At 57.4% G+C, this 19,480-nt stretch carries 20 protein-coding genes; 3 read left to right on the top strand and 17 right to left on the bottom strand.

The annotated features are described in order from the left end of the window. Positions 1 to 4: 4 nt before the first annotated feature. From CKW17_RS15770 to CKW17_RS15780, 3 genes are all read right to left on the bottom strand, one after another. Positions 5 to 826 carry an ABC transporter substrate-binding protein gene (locus CKW17_RS15770; RefSeq protein ID WP_095120549.1) on the bottom strand — a complete coding sequence of 274 codons (822 nt, stop codon included), beginning with the start codon at positions 824 to 826 and terminating at the stop codon, positions 5 to 7. An 80-nt stretch (positions 827 to 906) separates the two neighbouring features. Next, a complete protein-coding gene (locus tag CKW17_RS15775) occupies positions 907 to 1,836 on the bottom strand; it encodes an electron transfer flavoprotein subunit alpha/FixB family protein (protein ID WP_007908340.1) in 930 nt (309 codons plus the stop codon). Beyond that, entirely contained in the window at positions 1,837 to 2,586 is a 750-nt protein-coding gene (locus CKW17_RS15780; RefSeq protein ID WP_007908338.1) for an electron transfer flavoprotein subunit beta/FixA family protein, read from the bottom strand. It lies immediately after the preceding gene. 551 nt (positions 2,587 to 3,137) lie between these two features. Between CKW17_RS15780 and CKW17_RS15785 the strand changes: the two genes are divergently transcribed. Then, positions 3,138 to 4,802 carry an electron transfer flavoprotein-ubiquinone oxidoreductase gene (locus CKW17_RS15785; protein WP_095120550.1) on the top strand — a complete coding sequence of 555 codons (1,665 nt, stop codon included), beginning with the start codon at positions 3,138 to 3,140 and terminating at the stop codon, positions 4,800 to 4,802. A gap of 184 nt (positions 4,803 to 4,986) precedes the next feature. Here CKW17_RS15785 and CKW17_RS15790 read toward each other — a convergent pair whose 3' ends face one another. Then, positions 4,987 to 5,877: an AraC family transcriptional regulator gene (locus tag CKW17_RS15790; protein ID WP_016985999.1), complete on the bottom strand. Its 891-nt coding sequence runs from the start codon at positions 5,875 to 5,877 to the stop codon at positions 4,987 to 4,989. A gap of 192 nt (positions 5,878 to 6,069) precedes the next feature. Here CKW17_RS15790 and CKW17_RS15795 point away from each other — a divergent pair, with 192 nt between their 5' ends. Further along, the gene (locus tag CKW17_RS15795; protein ID WP_095120551.1) at positions 6,070 to 7,122 is read left to right on the top strand and encodes an NAD(P)-dependent alcohol dehydrogenase; all 1,053 of its coding nucleotides are present in this window, start codon (positions 6,070 to 6,072) and stop codon (positions 7,120 to 7,122) included. On the opposite strand, the gene CKW17_RS15800 is transcribed toward CKW17_RS15795, so the two are convergent. The 13 genes from CKW17_RS15800 to CKW17_RS15865 form a co-directional block, all read right to left on the bottom strand. Then, complete coding sequence (locus CKW17_RS15800) at positions 7,119 to 7,922, bottom strand: IclR family transcriptional regulator (protein ID WP_034155326.1); 804 nt, start codon at positions 7,920 to 7,922, stop codon at positions 7,119 to 7,121. The genes CKW17_RS15795 and CKW17_RS15800 overlap by 4 nt on opposite strands. A gap of 62 nt (positions 7,923 to 7,984) precedes the next feature. Next, positions 7,985 to 9,295, bottom strand: coding sequence for an MFS transporter (locus tag CKW17_RS15805; protein ID WP_095120552.1), 1,311 nt, complete (start codon positions 9,293 to 9,295; stop codon positions 7,985 to 7,987). A 190-nt stretch (positions 9,296 to 9,485) separates the two neighbouring features. Beyond that, entirely contained in the window at positions 9,486 to 10,634 is a 1,149-nt protein-coding gene (gene dgoD / locus CKW17_RS15810; protein WP_007908327.1) for a galactonate dehydratase, read from the bottom strand. 46 nt (positions 10,635 to 10,680) lie between these two features. Beyond that, positions 10,681 to 11,301 (bottom strand): 2-dehydro-3-deoxy-6-phosphogalactonate aldolase, encoded by a 621-nt coding sequence (locus tag CKW17_RS15815; RefSeq protein WP_095120553.1) that lies wholly within the window; start codon positions 11,299 to 11,301, stop codon positions 10,681 to 10,683. A gap of 19 nt (positions 11,302 to 11,320) precedes the next feature. Beyond that, positions 11,321 to 12,310 (bottom strand): 2-dehydro-3-deoxygalactonokinase, encoded by a 990-nt coding sequence (locus CKW17_RS15820; RefSeq protein WP_095120554.1) that lies wholly within the window; start codon positions 12,308 to 12,310, stop codon positions 11,321 to 11,323. Between the two features lie 861 nt (positions 12,311 to 13,171). Beyond that, the gene (locus CKW17_RS15830; protein ID WP_095120555.1) at positions 13,172 to 13,912 is read right to left on the bottom strand and encodes an alpha/beta hydrolase; all 741 of its coding nucleotides are present in this window, start codon (positions 13,910 to 13,912) and stop codon (positions 13,172 to 13,174) included. A gap of 6 nt (positions 13,913 to 13,918) precedes the next feature. After that, a complete protein-coding gene (locus CKW17_RS15835) occupies positions 13,919 to 14,413 on the bottom strand; it encodes a PAAR domain-containing protein (RefSeq protein ID WP_095120556.1) in 495 nt (164 codons plus the stop codon). Beyond that, positions 14,410 to 15,072 (bottom strand): hypothetical protein, encoded by a 663-nt coding sequence (locus CKW17_RS15840; protein WP_095120557.1) that lies wholly within the window; start codon positions 15,070 to 15,072, stop codon positions 14,410 to 14,412. Before CKW17_RS15840 ends, CKW17_RS15835 begins: the two co-directional genes overlap by 4 nt. Before the next feature lie 317 nt (positions 15,073 to 15,389). Beyond that, entirely contained in the window at positions 15,390 to 16,232 is an 843-nt protein-coding gene (locus CKW17_RS15845) for a hypothetical protein (protein WP_141234571.1), read from the bottom strand. Positions 16,233 to 16,294: 62 nt separating this feature from the next. After that, entirely contained in the window at positions 16,295 to 16,825 is a 531-nt protein-coding gene (locus CKW17_RS15850; RefSeq protein WP_137217817.1) for a hypothetical protein, read from the bottom strand. A gap of 58 nt (positions 16,826 to 16,883) precedes the next feature. After that, positions 16,884 to 17,405, bottom strand: coding sequence for a hypothetical protein (locus CKW17_RS15855; RefSeq protein ID WP_095120560.1), 522 nt, complete (start codon positions 17,403 to 17,405; stop codon positions 16,884 to 16,886). A 15-nt stretch (positions 17,406 to 17,420) separates the two neighbouring features. After that, positions 17,421 to 17,933 carry a hypothetical protein gene (locus tag CKW17_RS15860; RefSeq protein WP_095120561.1) on the bottom strand — a complete coding sequence of 171 codons (513 nt, stop codon included), beginning with the start codon at positions 17,931 to 17,933 and terminating at the stop codon, positions 17,421 to 17,423. A 159-nt stretch (positions 17,934 to 18,092) separates the two neighbouring features. Continuing rightward, positions 18,093 to 18,572, bottom strand: a complete 480-nt coding sequence (locus tag CKW17_RS15865) for a GNAT family N-acetyltransferase (RefSeq protein WP_038364457.1) — start codon at positions 18,570 to 18,572, stop codon at positions 18,093 to 18,095. Positions 18,573 to 18,803: 231 nt separating this feature from the next. On the opposite strand from CKW17_RS15865, the gene CKW17_RS15870 reads away from it, so the two are divergent. Continuing rightward, the gene (locus CKW17_RS15870) at positions 18,804 to 19,457 is read left to right on the top strand and encodes an HD domain-containing protein (RefSeq protein WP_095120562.1); all 654 of its coding nucleotides are present in this window, start codon (positions 18,804 to 18,806) and stop codon (positions 19,455 to 19,457) included. The last annotated feature ends 23 nt before the right edge of the window (positions 19,458 to 19,480 follow it).

The raw sequence follows: 19,480 nt of genomic DNA on the forward strand, positions 1-19,480 counted from the left end.
ATCCCTACTGTTTTGGGGCACTGACAGGTGGTTGCGGCTGTTGCTGCTGCGCCTTCCAGCGCTCGATATTGCGTTGCAGCGCGGCTTCCGTCAGTCCGGACGCGGGCAATTCTGTCATCTTTTTGGCCAACTGTCCGCGCAACCACGGATCGTTGCACGCCGAGTTATGGGAAACCGCGAGAAACAGCCCCGGGCGGTCGACGGGTTGCTCGAACGCCAGCAGGTCATTGGCCATGCCCAATGCCTGCGCGGCGGCCATGCCTGAGTAACGGCCGGCGAGTACATATTCCACTTCACCGAGGAGCAGTTTCTGAAAGGCTTGAGTGAGGTTGGCTGTCCGGGTCAGGGTCAGATTCTGCTCGGCGAAAGTGCCGAATGCCTGGGTGATTCGAGACTTTTCCGACAACGCGCCGGCGTGGCCATGCAGGTCTTTGGCCTCGCTGTAGACCAGCGTCGAGCCTTTGCGCGTCCACACCAGGTAGTCGTTTTCCAGCAGCGGTGGATAGATGTAGTCGAGGTTTTCCAGTTCGGTGAAAGTCAGCGGCGCGTCGGCGAGCATGTCCATGCGCCCGCTGCGCACTTCGTCGAGGGCTTGCGAGCGTTTGCCGGCGTAGAGCAATTCGACTTTGATGCCGAGGTCTTTGGCGACTTGTTGCAACAGGTCGGCGCTGGCACCGATCAACTGCTTGGGATTTTGCGGATCCTGCCACAGGTACGGCGGTGCATCCGGGCTACCGGTGACGACGAGGCGTTCGCATTTGCCAGCGGCCATGGTCAAACCGGGCAACAGGGCCAATCCCAACAACCATCTGCAGCGCAGATCCATGGCAACACGCTCCCACTCAAATCCAAGACAAAAAAAAGCCCGACCAAAAGGTCGGGCTCTTTATAAGTGAAGCCGCTGGATTAGACCAGCTTCTCCAGCTCAGGGACGGCTTCGAACAGATCCGCCACGAGACCGTAATCGGCCACCTGGAAGATCGGCGCTTCTTCGTCCTTGTTGATCGCAACGATCACTTTGGAGTCTTTCATACCGGCCAGATGCTGGATCGCGCCGGAGATACCGACGGCGATGTACAGCTGCGGCGCAACGATCTTGCCGGTCTGACCGACCTGCATGTCGTTCGGTACGAAACCTGCGTCGACCGCAGCGCGCGAAGCACCGACGGCAGCACCCAGCTTGTCGGCCAGGGCGTACAGGTGTTTAAAGTTGTCGCCGTTCTGCATGCCGCGGCCGCCGGAAACGACGATCTTGGCAGCGGTCAGTTCCGGACGATCGGACTTGGCCAGCTCTTCGCCAACGAAGCTCGAAGTGCCCGCGTCGTGTGCAGCGCCAACGGCTTCAACAGCAGCCGAACCACCTTCAGCGGCAACCGGGTCGAAACCGGTGGCACGCACGGTGATCACTTTGATTGCAGCGGTCGACTGCACGGTAGCGATGGCATTACCGGCGTAGATCGGGCGCTTGAAGGTATCAGCGCTTTCGACCGAGATGATCTCGGAGATCTGGTCAACGTCCAGCTGCGCAGCAACGCGCGGCAGGATGTTTTTGCCGTTGGAGGTGGCGGCGGCCAGGATGTGGCTGTAACCAGCGCCCAGCTCTGCCACCAGCGGAGCAACGTTTTCCGGCAACTGATGCGCGTAAGCGGCATTGTCAGCGTTGAGGACTTTGCTCACACCAGCGATTTTCGCAGCGGCTTCAGCCACGGCGCCAGCGCCTTGGCCGGCAACCAGAACGTGGATGTCGCCGCCGATTTTGGCCGCAGCAGCCACGGTGTTCAGCGTGGCCGGGGCCAGCACTTTGTTGTCGTGTTCAGCAATAACCAAGATAGTCATTTAGATTACCTTCGCTTCGTTTTTCAGTTTCTCGACCAGTTCAGCCACCGACTTGACCTTGATGCCTGCGCTGCGTGCAGCCGGCGCTTCGACTTTCAGGGTCTTGTTGGTGGAGGCGGTGGAAACGCCCAAAGCGTCCGGAGTCAGCACTTCGAGAGGCTTCTTCTTGGCTTTCATGATGTTTGGCAGGGACGCATAACGCGGCTCGTTCAAACGCAGGTCGGTGGTGACGATCGCCGGCAGTTTCAGGGAAACAGTCTGCGCGCCGCCGTCGATTTCGCGGGTCACGGCAACGCTGTCGCCAGACACTTCGACTTTCGATGCGAACGTGCCCTGACCGTAGCCGCTCAGTGCAGCGAGCATCTGGCCAGTCTGGTTGTTGTCGCTGTCGATGGCTTGTTTGCCAAGGATCACCAGCTGTGGCTGTTCCTTGTCGACAACAGCTTTCAGCAGCTTGGCAACGGCCAGGGAAGTCAGATCTTCGGCGGATTCGACGAGGATGGCACGGTCGGCCCCCAGAGCCAGTGCGGTACGCAGCTGCTCCTGAGCGGTGGTCGGGCCGATGGAGACGACGACGATTTCAGTCGCAACACCTTTCTCTTTCAGGCGTACGGCTTCTTCCACTGCGATTTCGCAGAACGGGTTCATCGACATCTTGACGTTGGCGAGATCGACGCCGGAATTGTCCGCCTTGACGCGAACCTTGACGTTGTAATCCACAACGCGTTTGACAGCTACAAGAACCTTCATGGATTCCTCGTTACTCTCCGGTGAAAAGAAAGTCGCCTAGGCGAACCTGGCGGTTGATGCTCATCAGGCTAAAAGGGCACCTCTAAAAACGCCGACCGGGGTGCGAAGTGATTCCACGATGTGAAGAGGGTGCGACCGTTCGTCAGTGGTGACCGACAAGTCATTGATCCTCACGCTGTGTAAACTGCGCGCCAGACTGCGCTGCGCATCACTCTCAACCGCCTGTGCCCTGTCTTTAGACGTGCTCTTGAAACCGCCAGTCTGCCTACGACGAGCGCAAAACCGCCCGTATCTTGACCGGAACGCCTATTCCGGTCAATACAGCAAAATGACCATTCATAAGCCGCGCTTCTTTGATTTCTCTGGGCTGGAGCCGATTCAAACAAACGTTTGTATTGGACGCTCGGAGTGGTGTAGATATAATGCGCCGCCTAGAGAGAAAGGTCTGTTCTCCAATATTCCCCTTGACGTTAACGTAAAGGAATAGCGGATGCGACATCAAACCTCCAAATTAGAAAAAAAACTGTTGAGCCTTGAGTAGGAGATAGCCTGTGGAACGCGAATACATGGAATTCGACGTGGTCATCGTCGGTGCCGGCCCCGCTGGCCTGTCCGCCGCCTGCCGTCTGAAGCAGAAGGCCGCCGAAGCCGGTAAGGAAATCAGCGTCTGCGTGGTCGAAAAAGGCTCCGAAGTCGGCGCACACATCCTGTCCGGTGCCGTGTTCGAACCACGCGCTCTGAACGAACTGTTCCCGGACTGGAAAGAGCTCGGCGCGCCGCTGAACACGCCAGTGACCCGCGACGATATTTTCGTGCTGAAAAACGCCGAAAACGCGCAAAAAATTCCAGATTTCTTTGTGCCCAAGACCATGCACAACGAAGGCAACTACATTATTTCCCTCGGCAACCTGTGCCGCTGGCTCGCCCAGCAGGCCGAGAACCTTGGCGTAGAAATCTACCCGGGTTTCGCCGCTCAGGAAGCGCTGATCGACGAGCAAGGCGTGGTGCGCGGGATCATCACCGGTGATCTCGGCGTCGACCGCGAAGGCAACCCGAAAGAAGGCCTGTACACCCCTGGCATGGAACTGCGTGGCAAGTACACGCTGTTCGCCGAAGGTTGCCGTGGCCACATCGGCAAGCAACTGATCAAGCGCTACAACCTCGACAGCGATGCCGACGCCCAGCACTACGGCATCGGCCTGAAAGAAATCTGGGAAATCGACCCTGCCAAACACCAGCCAGGCCTGGTGGTGCACACCGCTGGTTGGCCGCTGGACATCATGGGCACCGAGAACACCGGTGGCTCGTTCCTCTATCACCTGGAAAACAACCAGGTCGTAGTCGGCCTGATCGTCGATCTTTCCTACAGCAACACCTATCTGTCGCCGTTCGACGAGTTTCAGCGCCTCAAGCATCACCCGGTGCTGGCGCAGTACCTGGAAGGCGGCAAGCGCATCAGCTACGGCGCCCGCGCGATCTGCAAAGGTGGCCTGAACTCGCTGCCGAAAATGGTCTTCAAGGGCGGCGCGCTGATCGGTTGCGACCTCGGCACCCTGAACTTCGCCAAGATCAAAGGCAGCCACACCGCGATGAAGTCCGGCATGCTCGCCGCTGAATCGGTGGCCGACGCGCTGTTCGCGGAAAAGGACGGCACTGAAGAACTGACCACTTATGTGGACGCGTTCAAGAAGAGCTGGCTCTACGACGAACTGTTCGCCAGCCGCAACTTCGGCCCGGCGATCCACAAGTTCGGCGCCATCGTCGGCGGCGGTTTCAACTGGCTGGACCAGAACATCTTCGCCGGCAAACTGCCGTTCACCCTGCACGACACCAAGCCGGATTACGCTTGCCTCAAGCTCGCGGCGGACTGCAAGAAGATCGACTACCCAAAACCGGACGGCAAACTCAGCTTCGACAAGCTCAGCTCGGTGTTCATCTCCGGTACCAACCACGAAGAAGAACAGCCTTGCCACTTGAAGCTGACCGACCCGAGCATCCCGATCAGCAAGAACCTGCCGCTGTACGACGAACCCGCGCAGCGCTACTGCCCGGCAGGCGTATACGAAGTGATCACCAAGGAAGACGGCGAAAAACGCTTCCAGATCAACGCGCAGAACTGCGTGCACTGCAAGACCTGTGACATCAAGGACCCTTCGCAGAACATCACCTGGGTCACGCCGGAAGGCGCTGGCGGCCCGACTTACCCGAACATGTAAGTCGAACCGCTGAACAACAAGGCTCCCGAAATGGGGGCCTTTTTGTTGCCCAAAATTCCTCAAACGCCACCGAACCAATGTAGGAGTGAGCCTGTTCGCGATAACGGTGTGTCAGTTGACGATGATGCTGACTGACACACCGCTATCGCGAGCAGGCTCACTCCTACAGGGGATTTTTGTCGGCTCAGGCAGCGCGCTCGTCACCCGGGCTGCGCTCGAAATAGCGTTTGTACTCGCGGCTGAACTGGGAGGTACTCTGATACCCCACCCGATGCGCGACCTGCGCCACACCCAAGCCTTCGGCGACCAACAACGTCTGCGCCTTCAACAAGCGCAAACGCTTCAGATACTGCACCGGCGACAACAACGTGCTGCGCTTGAAATGCTCATGAAAGGTCGACACGCTCATGTTCGCGCAACCGGCCAGCGTCTCGACATTCAATGGCTCGGTGTAATGCGCATGCAGATGACTGATCGACGCCGCCACCCGCGCGAATTGCCCCTGCTGCTCGACCAGCGCCCGCAATACATCGGCCTGCGGCCCGCGCAACGCGGTGAACAACAACTCCCGCACCCGCGCCGGCCCGAGAATCTGGCATTCCAGCGGATCGTGCAGGCAACTGAGCAAGCGCTCGACACAGCCACGCATGTCATCGTCGAGCACCACTGAGGTCATCGACTCCGGCGTCTGCGCCGGAATATGCCGTCCCGGCGCCAACCCCATCGCCAGCACCAGTTCACCGAGCAACACCCGATCAATCGCCACCGACACGCCGAGCAACGGCGCATCCGGCAAGGCGAAGGTCTCACATTCGAACGGCACCGGCAGCGCCTGAATCAGATAATGCCCGGCGCCGTATTCCATAGTGCGTGGCCCGAGAAACGCCAGTTTGCTGCCCTGGGCGATGATCATCAGGCTCGGTTCATAAATGTGCGGGCCACGGGCGACGTCGCAACTGGCGCGCAATACTTGCACACCGGGCAATCCGGTCGGCGAATAACCATCGCGAAGCGCCAGCGGTTCGATCAGCGAAACCAGCCGCGCATTGGCATCAAGATGACGGGTCAATTGCATCGAATTGTTCTTCACGAAAAATCACGAAAATAGGGGATGAAAGCATCATCGCAGATCCTTTTGCCAATGCGACCGATCAAACCCGTATGCCGGAGGATTAGGCATGAGACCCGGAGGAATCGTCATGGCCGGCCGGTCAGTCGACGCCCAAAATGCGCCGCCTCCCCTGTCACTGCTTTTGCGAGGTTTCACATGTACACCGCCATCGGCTATGCCGCCCAATCGGCCACCACTCCCCTCGCCCCGATGAAGTTCGAACGCCGCAGCCCGCGCGCCGACGACGTGGCGATCGAGATTCTCTACTGTGGCGTCTGCCACTCCGATATCCACCAGGCGCGCAACGAATGGGGCATCGCCGTTTACCCGTTGATGCCGGGCCATGAGATCGTCGGAAAAGTCACCGCGATCGGTGCGAATGTCACCCAACACAAAGTAGGCGATCTGGTCGGGGTTGGCTGCATGGTCGACTCGTGCCGCACTTGCGAAGCCTGCCAGTCGAACCTTGAGCAATATTGCCTCGAAGGTCCGACCATGACCTACGCGACTCCGGATCGGGTCGATGGCAGCAACACCATGGGCGGTTATTCCGACAGCATCGTCGTCAGCGAACACTTCGTCGTGCGCATCCCGGAAAAACTGGCCCTCGCCAGCGCCGCACCGATTCTCTGTGCAGGCATCACCACCTACTCGCCGCTCAAGCACTACGGCGTCAAGGCTGGCGACAAGGTCGGGATTCTCGGCATGGGCGGTCTGGGCCACATGGGCATCAAGTTCGCCAAAGCCATGGGCGCCGAAGTGACGCTGTTCACCCGCTCGGCGAGCAAGGCAGAAGAAGGTCGTCGTCAGGGTGCCGATCATGTGATCGTTTCCACCAACGCCGAACAGATGAAAGCCGCGGCCGGTTACTTCGACTTCCTGCTCGACACCATTCCGGTGCAGCACGATCTCAACCCGTACCTCGACACCCTGCGCTTCGACGGCGTGCACATTCTGGTCGGTTTGATCGAGCCGGTTGATCCACCGGTACACGCCGGCAAACTGGTGATGAGCCGTCGCGTATTGGCCGGTTCGTTGATCGGTGGCGTCGCTGAAACCCAGGAAGTGCTGGATTTCTGCGCCGAGCACAACATTACCTGCGACATCGAAATGCTCGACATCCGCCAGATCAACGAAGCTTACGCGCGCATGATCGCCGGCGACGTTAAGTACCGTTTCGTGATCGACATGGCGACGCTCAAGGTTTAAACCTTCAGGCCTAGCTCTGCCGACAGCCGGGCTGTGACCCCTTTGATCAGGGGAATCAGCTCGGCCATTTTTTCCAGCGGCATGTACGGCACGGTGCTGGCGATACTGATCGCCGCGACAATGCCCTTGCTCGCATCGCGAATCGGCGCCGCCACGCAGCGGATCGACGGTTCGTTGTCCTCCAGATCGAACGCGTAGCCACCGGCGACATACTCGGTCATGCGCTGCTCAAGCTGTTCCCACGACTGCTGGGGATGCTGCGGCCAGAACTGACTTTTCCCACCCGCCGGCAGGCTGATGTCGTACAGCCGCTGCCAGTCTTTCGGCGAGTCATCGAGCATCAACGCCTTACCGATCCCGGTGCGCGCCAACGGCATGCGATGGCCGACCCGTGAACGCATTTCCGGGCCATTACGCCCCGGATTTTTCAGCAGATACAGCACCTCGTCGCCTTCACGAATGCCCAAATGCACGGTGTCACCAGTCAGCGCCGACAACTCGTCCAGATACGGCCCAGCCAGGGTCACCAGCGGTAACTCTTCGCGCGCCTGGAAACCCAGCTCGATCAACTTCGGCCCGAGCAGATAACCGACTTGTGGCACCACACGCAGGTAGCGCTCGTCGACCAGGCAACTGGCCAGACGATGGGTGGTGCTGCGCGTGGTGCCGATCAGCCGGGCAATCTCCTTGAGATCGCGGGCGCCACTGGCCACCGCTTGCACCACGCCGAGGCCGCGCAATAGCGTCTGCGTGCCGGTGGGTGCGGCGTCCTTGGTTTTTTCCGGGGCGTCTTCCTGCATATCCAGCCTTTTACCGTTTGAGCGAGGGAACGGGCGGCATTATGGTCGCCCGACGCAGACCACTACAACTCGATACGCTCGACCTTGCCGACCAGCAGCACGTAGGACAAAGCACCGATCAATGCGAGAACCGCGATATAGGTGATTGCTGGCGCGAACGAATCGCCGCTGGCGAGGAAGCCGATGACGATCGGCGTGGCAATTGCCGACAGGTTGCCGATGAAATTGAACACCCCGCCGGTCAGCCCGAGCAAACGCGCCGGCGCCAACGTCGACACCAGCGACCAGGTGATCGAGGCCAGACCATTGCCGAAGAACGCCAACGCCAGAAAGGCAATCACCAGCGGCGTCGACTCAACGAAGTTGGCGCCGATGATCGAGGTGGAAATAAGCAGCCCGCCAATGATCGGCAACTTGCGCGCGAACCCGACGGTGTAGCCGCGACGAATCAAGAAGTCGGAAAAGAACCCCGAACACAGCACTCCGATGAACGCGGCGAGAAACGGCAGCGATGCCAACAGGCCGGACTTGATGAAGTCCATGCCGCGATACTTCACTAGATAAGTCGGGAACCAGGTGAGGAAAAACCACAGCGTCGAGTTCAGGCAAAACTGGCCGAGGTAGATGCCCCACAACTTGCGCTTGGTGAGGACGATGCCCAGATCGGTCCAGCTGAACTTGGCTTTGACCTTGGCCGACTCTTGCTGAATATCGACCAGACCACCGCCCTCGCGGATCAGGTCGATTTCAGCTTCGTTGGCGCCTTTGAAATCCCGCGGCTCGCGATACACCGCGTACCAGATCGCTGCCCAAATGATGCCCACCGCGCCGGTCGCGACGAAGACCATGTGCCAACCGAATTCGTGTTGCAGCCAAGCCAGAACAGGGGTCAGGAATGCCAGGCCGACGAACTGCCCTGAGGTGTAAAAACCAATCGCCGTGGCGCGTTCACGCTCGGGGAACCACGTCGTGACCACGCGGCTGTTGATGGGATAGGCCGGCGCTTCCAGCGCACCGACCGCCATGCGCAATACAAACAACGCGATGAAACTGGCTGCGAAACCGAGCATTACCGTGGCCAGCGACCACAGTAGCAACGCGACACTGTAAAGAATGCGCGGCGGCACGCGATCGACCAGCCAGCCGCCGGGGATCTGCATGGCGGCGTAAGTCCAGCCGAATGCGGAAAAGATCAGACCGACGTGAATCGGGTCGATGCCCAGATCACTGGTCAGGGCCGGCGCGGCAATCGACAGGTTGCTGCGGTCGAGATAGTTGATGACCACGGTGATAAACAGCAACACCATGATGAAAAACCGCTTGCGGCTGGGCGTGACTAAAGACGCCTGCCCGGTGAGGGTTTGCGGTTGCATGGGGAGAGCCTCTTTTTATGTTTATTGAGGTCGGCCGGAGGCCTGCACTGCACTCTGTCTGATCGTTCCCACGCTCCGCGTGGGAATGCTGCCCGGGACGCTCCGCGTCCCAAAAGCGAACGCAGAGCGTCCATTGAGGCATTCCCACGCAGAGCGTGGGAACGATCTCATCGGGTGTGTCAGGCAGTAATCACCACTCGGCAAAACTGCCATCGGCATGGCGCCAGATCGGGTTGCGCCAGCGGTGGCCGACCGCCGCGCGCTCGATCACGTATTCCTCGTTGATCTCGATGCCCAACCCCGGGCCGTTGGGGATCTTCACGAAGCCTTTGTCATAATCGAAGACGCGTGGATCCTTCACGTAATCGAGCAAGTCGTTGCTCTCGTTGTAATGGATGCCCAGGCTTTGCTCCTGGATAAACGCGTTGTAACAAGCCGCGTCCAGTTGCAAACACGCCGCCAGCGCAATCGGCCCCAGCGGGCAATGCAGGGCCAGCGCGACGTCGTAGGCCTCGGCCATGTTGGCGATCTTGCGGGTTTCGGTGATTCCGCCGGCATGGGAAGCATCCGGCTGGATGATGTCGACATAGCCTTCGCTCAACACGCGTTTAAAGTCCCAACGCGAGAACAGCCGCTCGCCGAGGGCAATCGGTGTGCTGGTCAACGGCGCCAGCTCTTTCAACGCTTCATAGTTTTCGCTGAGCACCGGCTCTTCGATAAACATCAGTTTGTACGGATCGAGTTCCTTCATCAGCACCTTGGCCATCGGCTTGTGCACGCGGCCATGAAAGTCGACGCCGATACCGACGTTCGGCCCGACCGCGTCACGCACGGCGGCGACGTTGGCCAGCGCCAGATCGACTTTCTCGAAGGTATCGAGAAATTGCAGCTCTTCGGTGCCGTTCATTTTCACCGCAGTAAAACCACGGCTCACCGCCTCTTTCGCCGCACGCGCGGTGTCGGCCGGACGATCGCCACCGATCCACGAATACACGCGAATCTTGTCACGCACCTGACCACCGAGCAGATCACTCACCGACACGCCGAGGGCCTTGCCCTTGATGTCCCACAGCGCCTGATCGATACCGGCCAGTGCGCTCATGTGGATCGCGCCGCCACGGTAGAAGCCGCCGCGATACAGAACGGTCCAGATGTCTTCGATATTGCGTGGGTCTTTGCCGATCAGGTAGTCGGACAATTCTTCGACGGCAGCGGCAACGGTGTGTGCGCGGCCTTCGACCACAGGCTCGCCCCAACCGGTCACGCCCTCGTCGGTTTCGACCTTGAGAAAGCACCAGCGCGGCGGGACGATGAAGGTGGTGAGTTTGGTGATTTTCATCTTTTTGTCTCTCTTATAGATGCAGCGCACGCAGCGCCAGAAAGTCTTAGCGAAGGGCCTTCCAAGCAGCCACGTAGGCCTTGGCGTTCACTGCCACCTGCTCCGGCGTCATGCCCGGTTTGAACAGCCCGGAACCGAGGCCGAAGCCTTTTACACCGGCATCGATAAACGCCTGCATATTGTCCGGGGTGATACCGCCGACCGGCGCCAGCACCGTCCCGGACGGCAACACCGCGAGCCAGGCTTTGACGACCGCCGGGCCCATCTGCTCGGCCGGAAACATCTTGAGAATGTCCGCGCCCTCCTCCAGTGCCGCGAACGCTTCGGTCGGTGTGGCAACGCCCGGCGACAGGAACAGCCCCGCCGCTTTTGCCGCGCGCAAGACCTTGGCGTCGCTGTGCGGCATGACAATCACTTGGCCGCCGGCCTCTTTCACCAACCCGACCTGTTCCGGGGTCAACACCGTGCCGGCACCGATCAGGCAATCGGTGGGCAAAGTCGTGCGCAGGATGCGGATACTTTCGTACGGCGAAGGGGAATTGAGCGGTACTTCGATGACGCGAAATCCGGCTGCATACAGGACTTCTCCGACAGCGGCGGCTTCCTGCGGATGCAGGCCACGCAGAATCGCGATCAGACCGTTTTGCGCCAATGCTTGCTTGAGCATGTCAGGCCTCCAGTCAGGGTTAACGGGATGAGGAATCGATCAGTCCGGCGGCCAGCGCCAGTTGCCAAAGACCACGCTCGGTGGCCTGTTCGGCCAGCGTCACGTTGGCGAAGCCACAGACGTCGAGGGCGCGGCTGTAACGCGCACAAAGTTGCGCGTTGCCGATGAGGATGATCGAAGGAAGATTCGGGGTGTTGCGGCGACGTCGCTGAACCGTGGCCAGTGCCGCCAGTTCATGGCCGATCATCAGGCCGGACAGATAATCCGCCTGCGCAGTCGGGCTGAGTTCGCCGGTCAGGCCCAAGGTACGGGCACTGAACAACGTCGACAGCACGCCAAGCTCACCGTCCGCCGATTGCGCAACCTGCACACCGCGGTCAAACGCCAGAGCATCGAACGTCGCGCCTTGCTTCAAGGTTCGGCCGAGAATGCTGTGTTCGCTGAGCACGGCGAACACTTCGCCGGTCATGAACGTATCGAAATGCGTGATGCAGCCATCAACCACATCCACCCATTTCGAGTGGCTGCCCGGCAGCCCGATCAACAGATCAGCACCCGCCTCAATCGGCAGATTCTGTAGCACGCCGAGCACTTGGGTTTCTTCGCCGCGCATCACGTTCGGCAAACGCGAACGCTGAATCACGCCCGGCACGATATGCACTCGCGTGCCGCGCAGACTGACAACTGTTTGTAGGGAGTTTCCGAGATTGGCGACGTTCGCCGGCGTCTCGCAGTAGGCAGCTTCACGCCAGCCCTGCGCACTGCCGACCATGCCGCAGGCAATCACCGGCAGATGAGGCTGCGCATCGAGCCAGTCGCCGCACGCCTCGTCGAACGCCAGTTCAAAACCATCGGCGCATTCGCGACCGTTGATGACTCGCGGAGTCTTCGGCAGTTGCATGATCCCGGACGACAGCGCGCGCTGCTCCAGCACCACACCACCCGCCGCGAGTTTGTAAGCACGTAATGAGGTCGTCCCCCAGTCGAGCGCGATCAATTGCGCCAGCATCGCTTCACCTGTTTTGTTTTTGGCAGTGAGTGCGATGGACTATAGACCTCTCAGACGGGAAATCTCAATATGTAATTTTGCATCCCATATTTTGGGATAAGGCAGGTCAAAAATTCTTCCTCTGCAAACCGGAGGTTATGCATATTCGAGTCGGAGAAGCAGTGATGATCGTTATTTACCGAACAGATCAAAAAAATATCGTGGTGCGAGCTGCACTCCTTGAAGAAACTCGAAACCAATTTATTAAAAATACTGCGAGCCGTCTTATTATTACCCAATGGTCGTAAACCCATAATATGGGCACGAACAGGTCATGGTGGAAACGGCCTTCAAATTAGGCAAGGCCGATGAAATATGCGGCTATTCTGCAGTTCCTGGATTCATCAAATCGACACTCGGGACTTGCATGATCTTCGAGAAATACGTTTTGTAAGTAGTCGAATGAACTCTAAACACACAAGAAATGGAATCTCTGGATTTCAAAAACGGGACTAATGAATCTCCTTTGAGACGTCTTTCCTCACCCTTATCATCTACCTGTTCATCGAAAAGAACATCCGCCCTATAGAGCAGTGAATCAGTTGACACTCTTTCAATGAAACCGAAACCGGATTGCTTTATACGGTGCGCCTGTGAAAAATCTTGATCGTTCGTTAACGAACACACAAGCCCCTGACCAATAGACGACTTGAACAACTGAAGCAATTCTACATCTGACGAAAAATAAATTTTATAAATCCCGGTACTGCGAAGCCGATCAGTCTTTGAGTATTGTAAATTAGCGATAGGCCGACCATGATTCAAAGAACACGCAGAGACCATCAGAATCATAACTGCCAACGTTATAAATCTCACAAAAAGTTACTCCTTGGTCCATTTCAAAATTGATTCCCTTACAATCTGTCGAGCTGACTTGCCACCAGGCAAAGGTCGCGCGTACATAAAGTTAGCATCCGCGTGATTGATGTCCAGCCGCCCCATTACATTCGGTCCAGCGGAAATTTCCCATTGCTCACCAAAATCTGCAACGACGTCCGATAAATTCCAATCAACTGCAGCAGCTCTGATATTTACCCAATATTCCGCTTTTGGCTGAGGAACCTGCCTATATATCTTTGAAATACCGTAGACAATTTTTCCGTGGCCTACAGGATCTAGGGTGACCAGCATCTTGACTTTAAATCCACGATCGGACAAAACAGCCGATAGGTGCGCGCCATTCCACCCACCCAGGCTATGACCGATAATGTAAACAGCGGTATTACAGTTTGAAATCTTACCAATTACATTCTTTTCCAGATCCTCTTCACTCATGAACGCGTTATAACCAAGAGGCAAGGTAGTGCAGTACTTCTTTATTTCTAGAGCTTCTATATCTGCATCAACCATTTCTCGAACGTAATCGACGTTGTGGTTAGGGCCATCAACATAATATCTTTCCTGATCGCCCGCTCCGCCAACAAGAAATACCATTACATCGCGCAATTTTACCGATGCTTGCTTAACAGACTGATCAGTCTTACAAGTGAGCGTATGGGTAACTGGATTCCTTCTAGCTACCGGCACTTCTGGAGTGTCTGCTGTCGCACTTCCTTCTGCCATTTATCATCACTCCACAAACAAATTTATAGTTTCAGCCAAATGCGAGCTGACGGTATGGGTGAATCCCAACGCATCCGTAATTCCCGGCTCCTCACTGCCATCGCCGCGCTGAATCGTGTAGGGGTGATAGGGCACCGGCTCTCCGGTGTCCTCATTCACCACTTGCAACCTGTCCGTAAAATGCACCGGCATCGGCAACAACCCGCTAAACGCCGCCCCACCGCCGCTCTGGCCAATAATCACCGTCCCTGAAGCACCGACCACGACATTGCCATGGCCTCCGGTGCTGTCGAGCGTGGCGGCATTCAGGCCGTTGATGAACACGGTGCCGGAAACGGCGCCGGTGATCGGGCTACCGCACGCCGATTTATCGGTCATGCGCGCAGCGGCGAGGCCGTCGAAGAAGACGTCGGGCGAGCCGGAAACAATCGGGTTGGTGCCATGCCCTGGCATTGGGCAGGCGGTCGGGTCGGTGACGCGTGCAGCGGGTTTACCACTCAATTCAAAGCTCCTTGCTTCAGGGGTTCCGGGTGCGGCTGATGAATATCGATGTCGGTCGCGGCGAAGCGCCAGCGGTTGTCGACGGGGTCGAACAGGGCGTGGCAATGCTCTCGACTGTCGGGTGATGCGGTGGTTTGCAGGTGCCGCCAGGCTTCGTCGGTTTGCCAGGCCAGTTCGGCCGGCGTCGCATCGTCGAGTTCGTTGAGCCAGGCGTTGTAGTTGCGCAGGTGATTACGCTCGTAAGTCGATTGCAGCAGTTCGGCCATTTGTGCGCCGAAGTCGAGATGATGCTGGGCCGTCCACTGGCCGATCTCGGAATAGACGTACCAGCCCATCGGCATCAACCCGCCGTCCTTGAGCAGCGAATGCCCGGCAGGGGCGACAAAACCGCAACAGACATGCAGTGTCAGCCAGCCTTGATGGGCGTCGATAAACGCCGTCGGATCGAAAGTGCGCAGCGGTATCACGCGGTAATCGGCGAGCCCGGCACTGCGCGTCATCAACTCAGCATCGAGGCGTGACACGAACGCGCGAATGGCGCTGCCGCCCGTACGATTTGTCATGCACAGAATGTCGACCGGTTGGCGCTGGGGGTTGTCGCTCGAGCCTGAGTTTTTCACCAGGCCATACAGACGCATTGTCGCCCGTAGTCCGCTCATCGCCGGTCACTCATTGACGCAGCGAAGGCTCCACGGGCGTGGAGAAGTTGTGCCAGAGGCATTGCAGGTATCGTCCGTGAGCGCGCAAAAATGGCGCGTAGAATGCCGGACTAGAGTGCCGGAGACAATCGAAATAGCACTGGATTGCCATCATCGACTTCAGTCCTCGGCAAACTCGCGCAGGACCTTGCTATCCATGGGATAGCGCACTCATCCCTTTTCCGAGATTGCGCACTGCCGACCATGCCGAAGTAAACACCGGGAAAATCCTGCTGCGAATAGAGTCAGTCGCCGTCATATCAAGGGGCGACATCAATTCATTTCGTCGACCGATCAACGCTGGTCACGCCCTCTTCAGCTAAAACCTTCACGACTTCATAATCTCCTGCGCCGAGGTGATGAGTATGGCCATGTTCGTCAGAAATACCCGGTTCCTGGCGGCCATCCCCGCGCACTATGACGTATGCCGTCAGCGGTTTTGGCGTCAGATCCGACGAGGACACGATGCTCAGAGCCAATCGATACGGCGCAAACGAGGCAAGTAATCCTACGTAGGGCAGCTCATCGCAACGGCCAAGGCGATCGATTTCGTCATATGGCGTTGCGGCAACATGTCGCCACCGCGTGATGCAAATCGGGACCTGTGGCAACAACGTACGCATGCGATCCTCGGGCAGCAGCGAAACCCGTGGCGGTGCTACCCGTGGACTGCGCACTTGATCAATAAATCGTGAGGTCGGCAGGTACATGACTTTCGAGTAATACGCCACGAACGGAAACGCCGTGATCACCACCTTGCACGGTATGTATTGTTGCGGTTTGAGCATCCGCACCAGTTCAATCGGCCTGATGTCATTAAAACCTTCATTGATGCCGTGATTCTCAACCCTAATGTGCGCGAACATTTCATACCGCCGATCACCCTCGATCAGACGCATGGCGCTGACGCGTCCCGACGCCTCCATCTTGATTCGATGTTCGATGGAAAAATCCACATCACCATTCAGCGAACAATGAATCGTCGTACTGATCTGGCCTTGCCTACCGTAATCCTCATACAGATTGATAAGATTTCGATCAGAGGTGAAGCGCAGGTCGTAATAGGAAGAGTTGGCGCGCTCGATTGAAACAAACTCAAGTCTGGCGGGAGGAACGTTCAAGTGCATGCACGCCGTGCAGGATAGAAAACTGCCAATCAACGGCCATCTGAATAAACGCAGATTCAACGGTTGCCCCTCTGCTCTATCACGCGGACAAATTCGGAACTCGGGATACCGATAGGGTTGGACTCGTAGGGTCCGTAAAAATAGTCGGAGGCATGAAACCGGCAGGCCAGGGCATTGCGCGCTTTTAACAAGACCAGCAATTCTTGCGCATTGGGAAACGTATTCGAGCCGTACTCATGATCGGTGTACACCGCGATCAGACGCGTGAAATATTGATATTTGCCACGCGAACCCGGGCGATCCAGTTCCTCTACGGTACCGATCAGATAGTTCGACTCGCCGTGTCGCTCAGACAAATTTATTCGCGCGTCCAGATAACACGTAAAACCGTCACTGGCTTGATCCTTGCCCAAGTTACTCTGGAACATTCGCATCAAATCCGTATCGGAGGAAAACCGAACCTCAAACTGGCCATACCCGGGTACATCCGTCATGGATAGATATTCGATATCGGATGGAGCAAGCACCGGGCGCTTGGCGCAGGCACTGCATAAAACAACCAGACAAATCCCTATCAACTTTCTCACTAAAACATCCTGTCAATTAACAACAACCCGATCTTCGTGCACACAGCAGTCCAAACAATCAGCGTTCACCAACGGCTACAATCGCACCTTCTATCGCCCGAAATATATCCGCGACAGGAACGTACATCACGTTGGAAAAATAGGTTTCCATCATTGTTGCGCTGGCAAAGAACTTACAGGGCACCTGAGTTTTCCGGGCCAACATTTGCTTTATCTCCGCAGGTGTCAAATCTCGTTCACTACTTCCATTCACTACTCTCTCGCTGAAGAGCATTGCGGCAATGAAGCCATATTTCGCCCCGGCGGGGTTTCGCTTGACACTGCCGGCCATCAGTCGCTTCATCGCGTATCGCTCCCTGAAGTCGGCATGATCCTCCAAGGCACAGACGAAACCGACGCCAATTAATGACCGATAAGGCCCCCAGATATCGATATCTGAAGAAAAATACACGTCATACAGAACGGTTTGCCCTACCCGCTCTATCTTGGTGAACTGAAGATTGGCGGTAGTTTTGTTTTGCCGCAGTGAACACCCGGACATGACCAGCACGCACAAAACAAAAATCGCTCTCGATAACATGCTATTGCTCTACGCTCACGTGCCGAGCGCCCGTATAAAATCCATGGAAGGAATAGGCATAAAATCTGAAAAATAGGTTTCGTATTTCGTTGTATGCACTCTAAAAGCGCACACAACCACGTCGTTTACCTTTAAAGCCCTGCGCAATTCATCTCCCGCGAGAATACGTTCCTTACCCCGCACCGCTCCGGTCTCTCGAAAAATGACCCGGGCGATATAATTTCCTTTCGAAGAGTTGTCGCTTAACTCAACGATGCCGCTGCCGTAGCCTCGCTGGTAATGGCCAATCGAAAAATCCGCATCGCCTTCCAACGCACAGACCAGCTCTTCGCCGATCCTGGATTGGAACAAGGTCAAGAGATCCGTATCACTTGAAAATCGTACGAAAAACGAACTTGCGCTCGGCGTAATTGAAATACTTTCAAAATCAAGCTTCGCTATTGGCCTGCCGTGATTCGAAGTACATGAACAGCAAAGCAAAAAGGCGAGCGCTATATACCGGCGCATTGTCGCCCGTAGTCCGCTCATCGCCGGTCACTCATTGACGCAGCGAAGGCTCCACGGGCGTTGAGAAGTTGTGCCAGAGGCATTGCAGATGTCGTCCGTGAGCGCGCAAAAATGGCGCGTAGAATGCCGGACTAGAGCGCTGGCTACAATCGAATTACTGCCGGTTTGCCATCATTGTGATCAGCCCTCGGCAAACTCACGCAGGACCTGGCCATCCATGCGGTAGCGCACCCACTCTTCCTGAGGTTGCGCGCCGAGGGATTTATAGAATTCGATCGCCGGCGTGTTCCAGTCCAGCACACTCCATTCGAAGCGGCCGCAGTCGTTGTCGCAGGCGATTTTCGCCAGGTGGCGCAACAAGGTTTTGCCGGCACCGCCGCCGCGTTGCTCCGGGGTGATATAGAGGTCTTCGAGGTACAGGCAGTTGCTGCCGAGCCAGGTCGAGTAGCTGAAGAAGAACACCGCGAAACCGATCGGCAGACCATCGCGCAGGCAAATCAGACCGTGAGCGGTGGCGCCTTCGCCGAACAGGCTGCGTTCGATGTCGGCAACGCTGGCGATGACTTCGTGGCGGGCCTTTTCGAAATCGGCGAGTTCAGTAATGAAGGCGAGGATTTGCGGGGCATCGCTGGGGGTCGCCGGGCGGATGTCGATCGTCATGGACGGGCCTTGTCGGAAAAAGGAAAACGCCATACTAAGGCGGTGAGCGGCGCTCGTCACATGGCAAAACACACACTACCCTGCGCACTGTTACAAACATTGCAGTTCCCTGTGGGAGCGAGCCTGCTCGCGAAGGCGTCCTTTCAGTCACCTGCATTGTTGATTGACAGACAGCATTCGCGAGCAGGCTCGCTCCCACACAGGGGACTTCGACAATCTGAAAGGATGCTTATGAACCGTGAGTTTTTTACACCCGTGGCGGCACTGGCAGCAGAGTTGCTGCCGCACGCATTGGAGCCGTCCGACGACGGCGCCCACGACCTCGCCCACTTGCAGCGCGTCTGGCACAACGTGCGTACGTTGCATGAAGAAGAAGGTGGAGATCTTGAGGTGCTGCTGGCCGCCGTGCTCTTGCACGATTGCGTGGCCGTCGAGAAGAATTCACCGCTGCGTTCGCAGGCTTCGCGGCTGGCGGCAGATAAAGCTTCGTCAGTGCTGGCCGATCTGAACTGGCCCGAAGAAAAAATCGCCGCCGTCGCCCACGCCATCGAAGCCCACAGCTTCTCCGCCAACATCACTCCGCGCACCCTCGAAGCGAAAATCGTCCAGGACGCCGACCGTCTCGACTCGCTGGGCATGCTCGGCGTCGCCCGTACCTTCTACATCGCCGGGCGTATGGGCTCGGCGTTGTACGACCCGGAGGATCCCGAAGCGAAACAGCGCGACTATGACGACAAACGTTTTTGCCTCGATCACTTCCAGACCAAGCTGCTGCACCTCGCCGACGGTTTCCAGACCGCCACCGGCCAGCGTCTGGCGCAGGTCCGTCATCAACGCCTGAAAGGTTTCATGGAGCAGTTCAAGGAAGAGATCGGTATCGCTTGAGCATTACTCCGGCGTGCAGTGAT

The sequence above is a fragment of the Pseudomonas sp. Irchel s3f10 genome (genome assembly GCF_900187515.1).
GTDB classification, from domain to species: domain Bacteria; phylum Pseudomonadota; class Gammaproteobacteria; order Pseudomonadales; family Pseudomonadaceae; genus Aquipseudomonas; species Aquipseudomonas tensinigenes.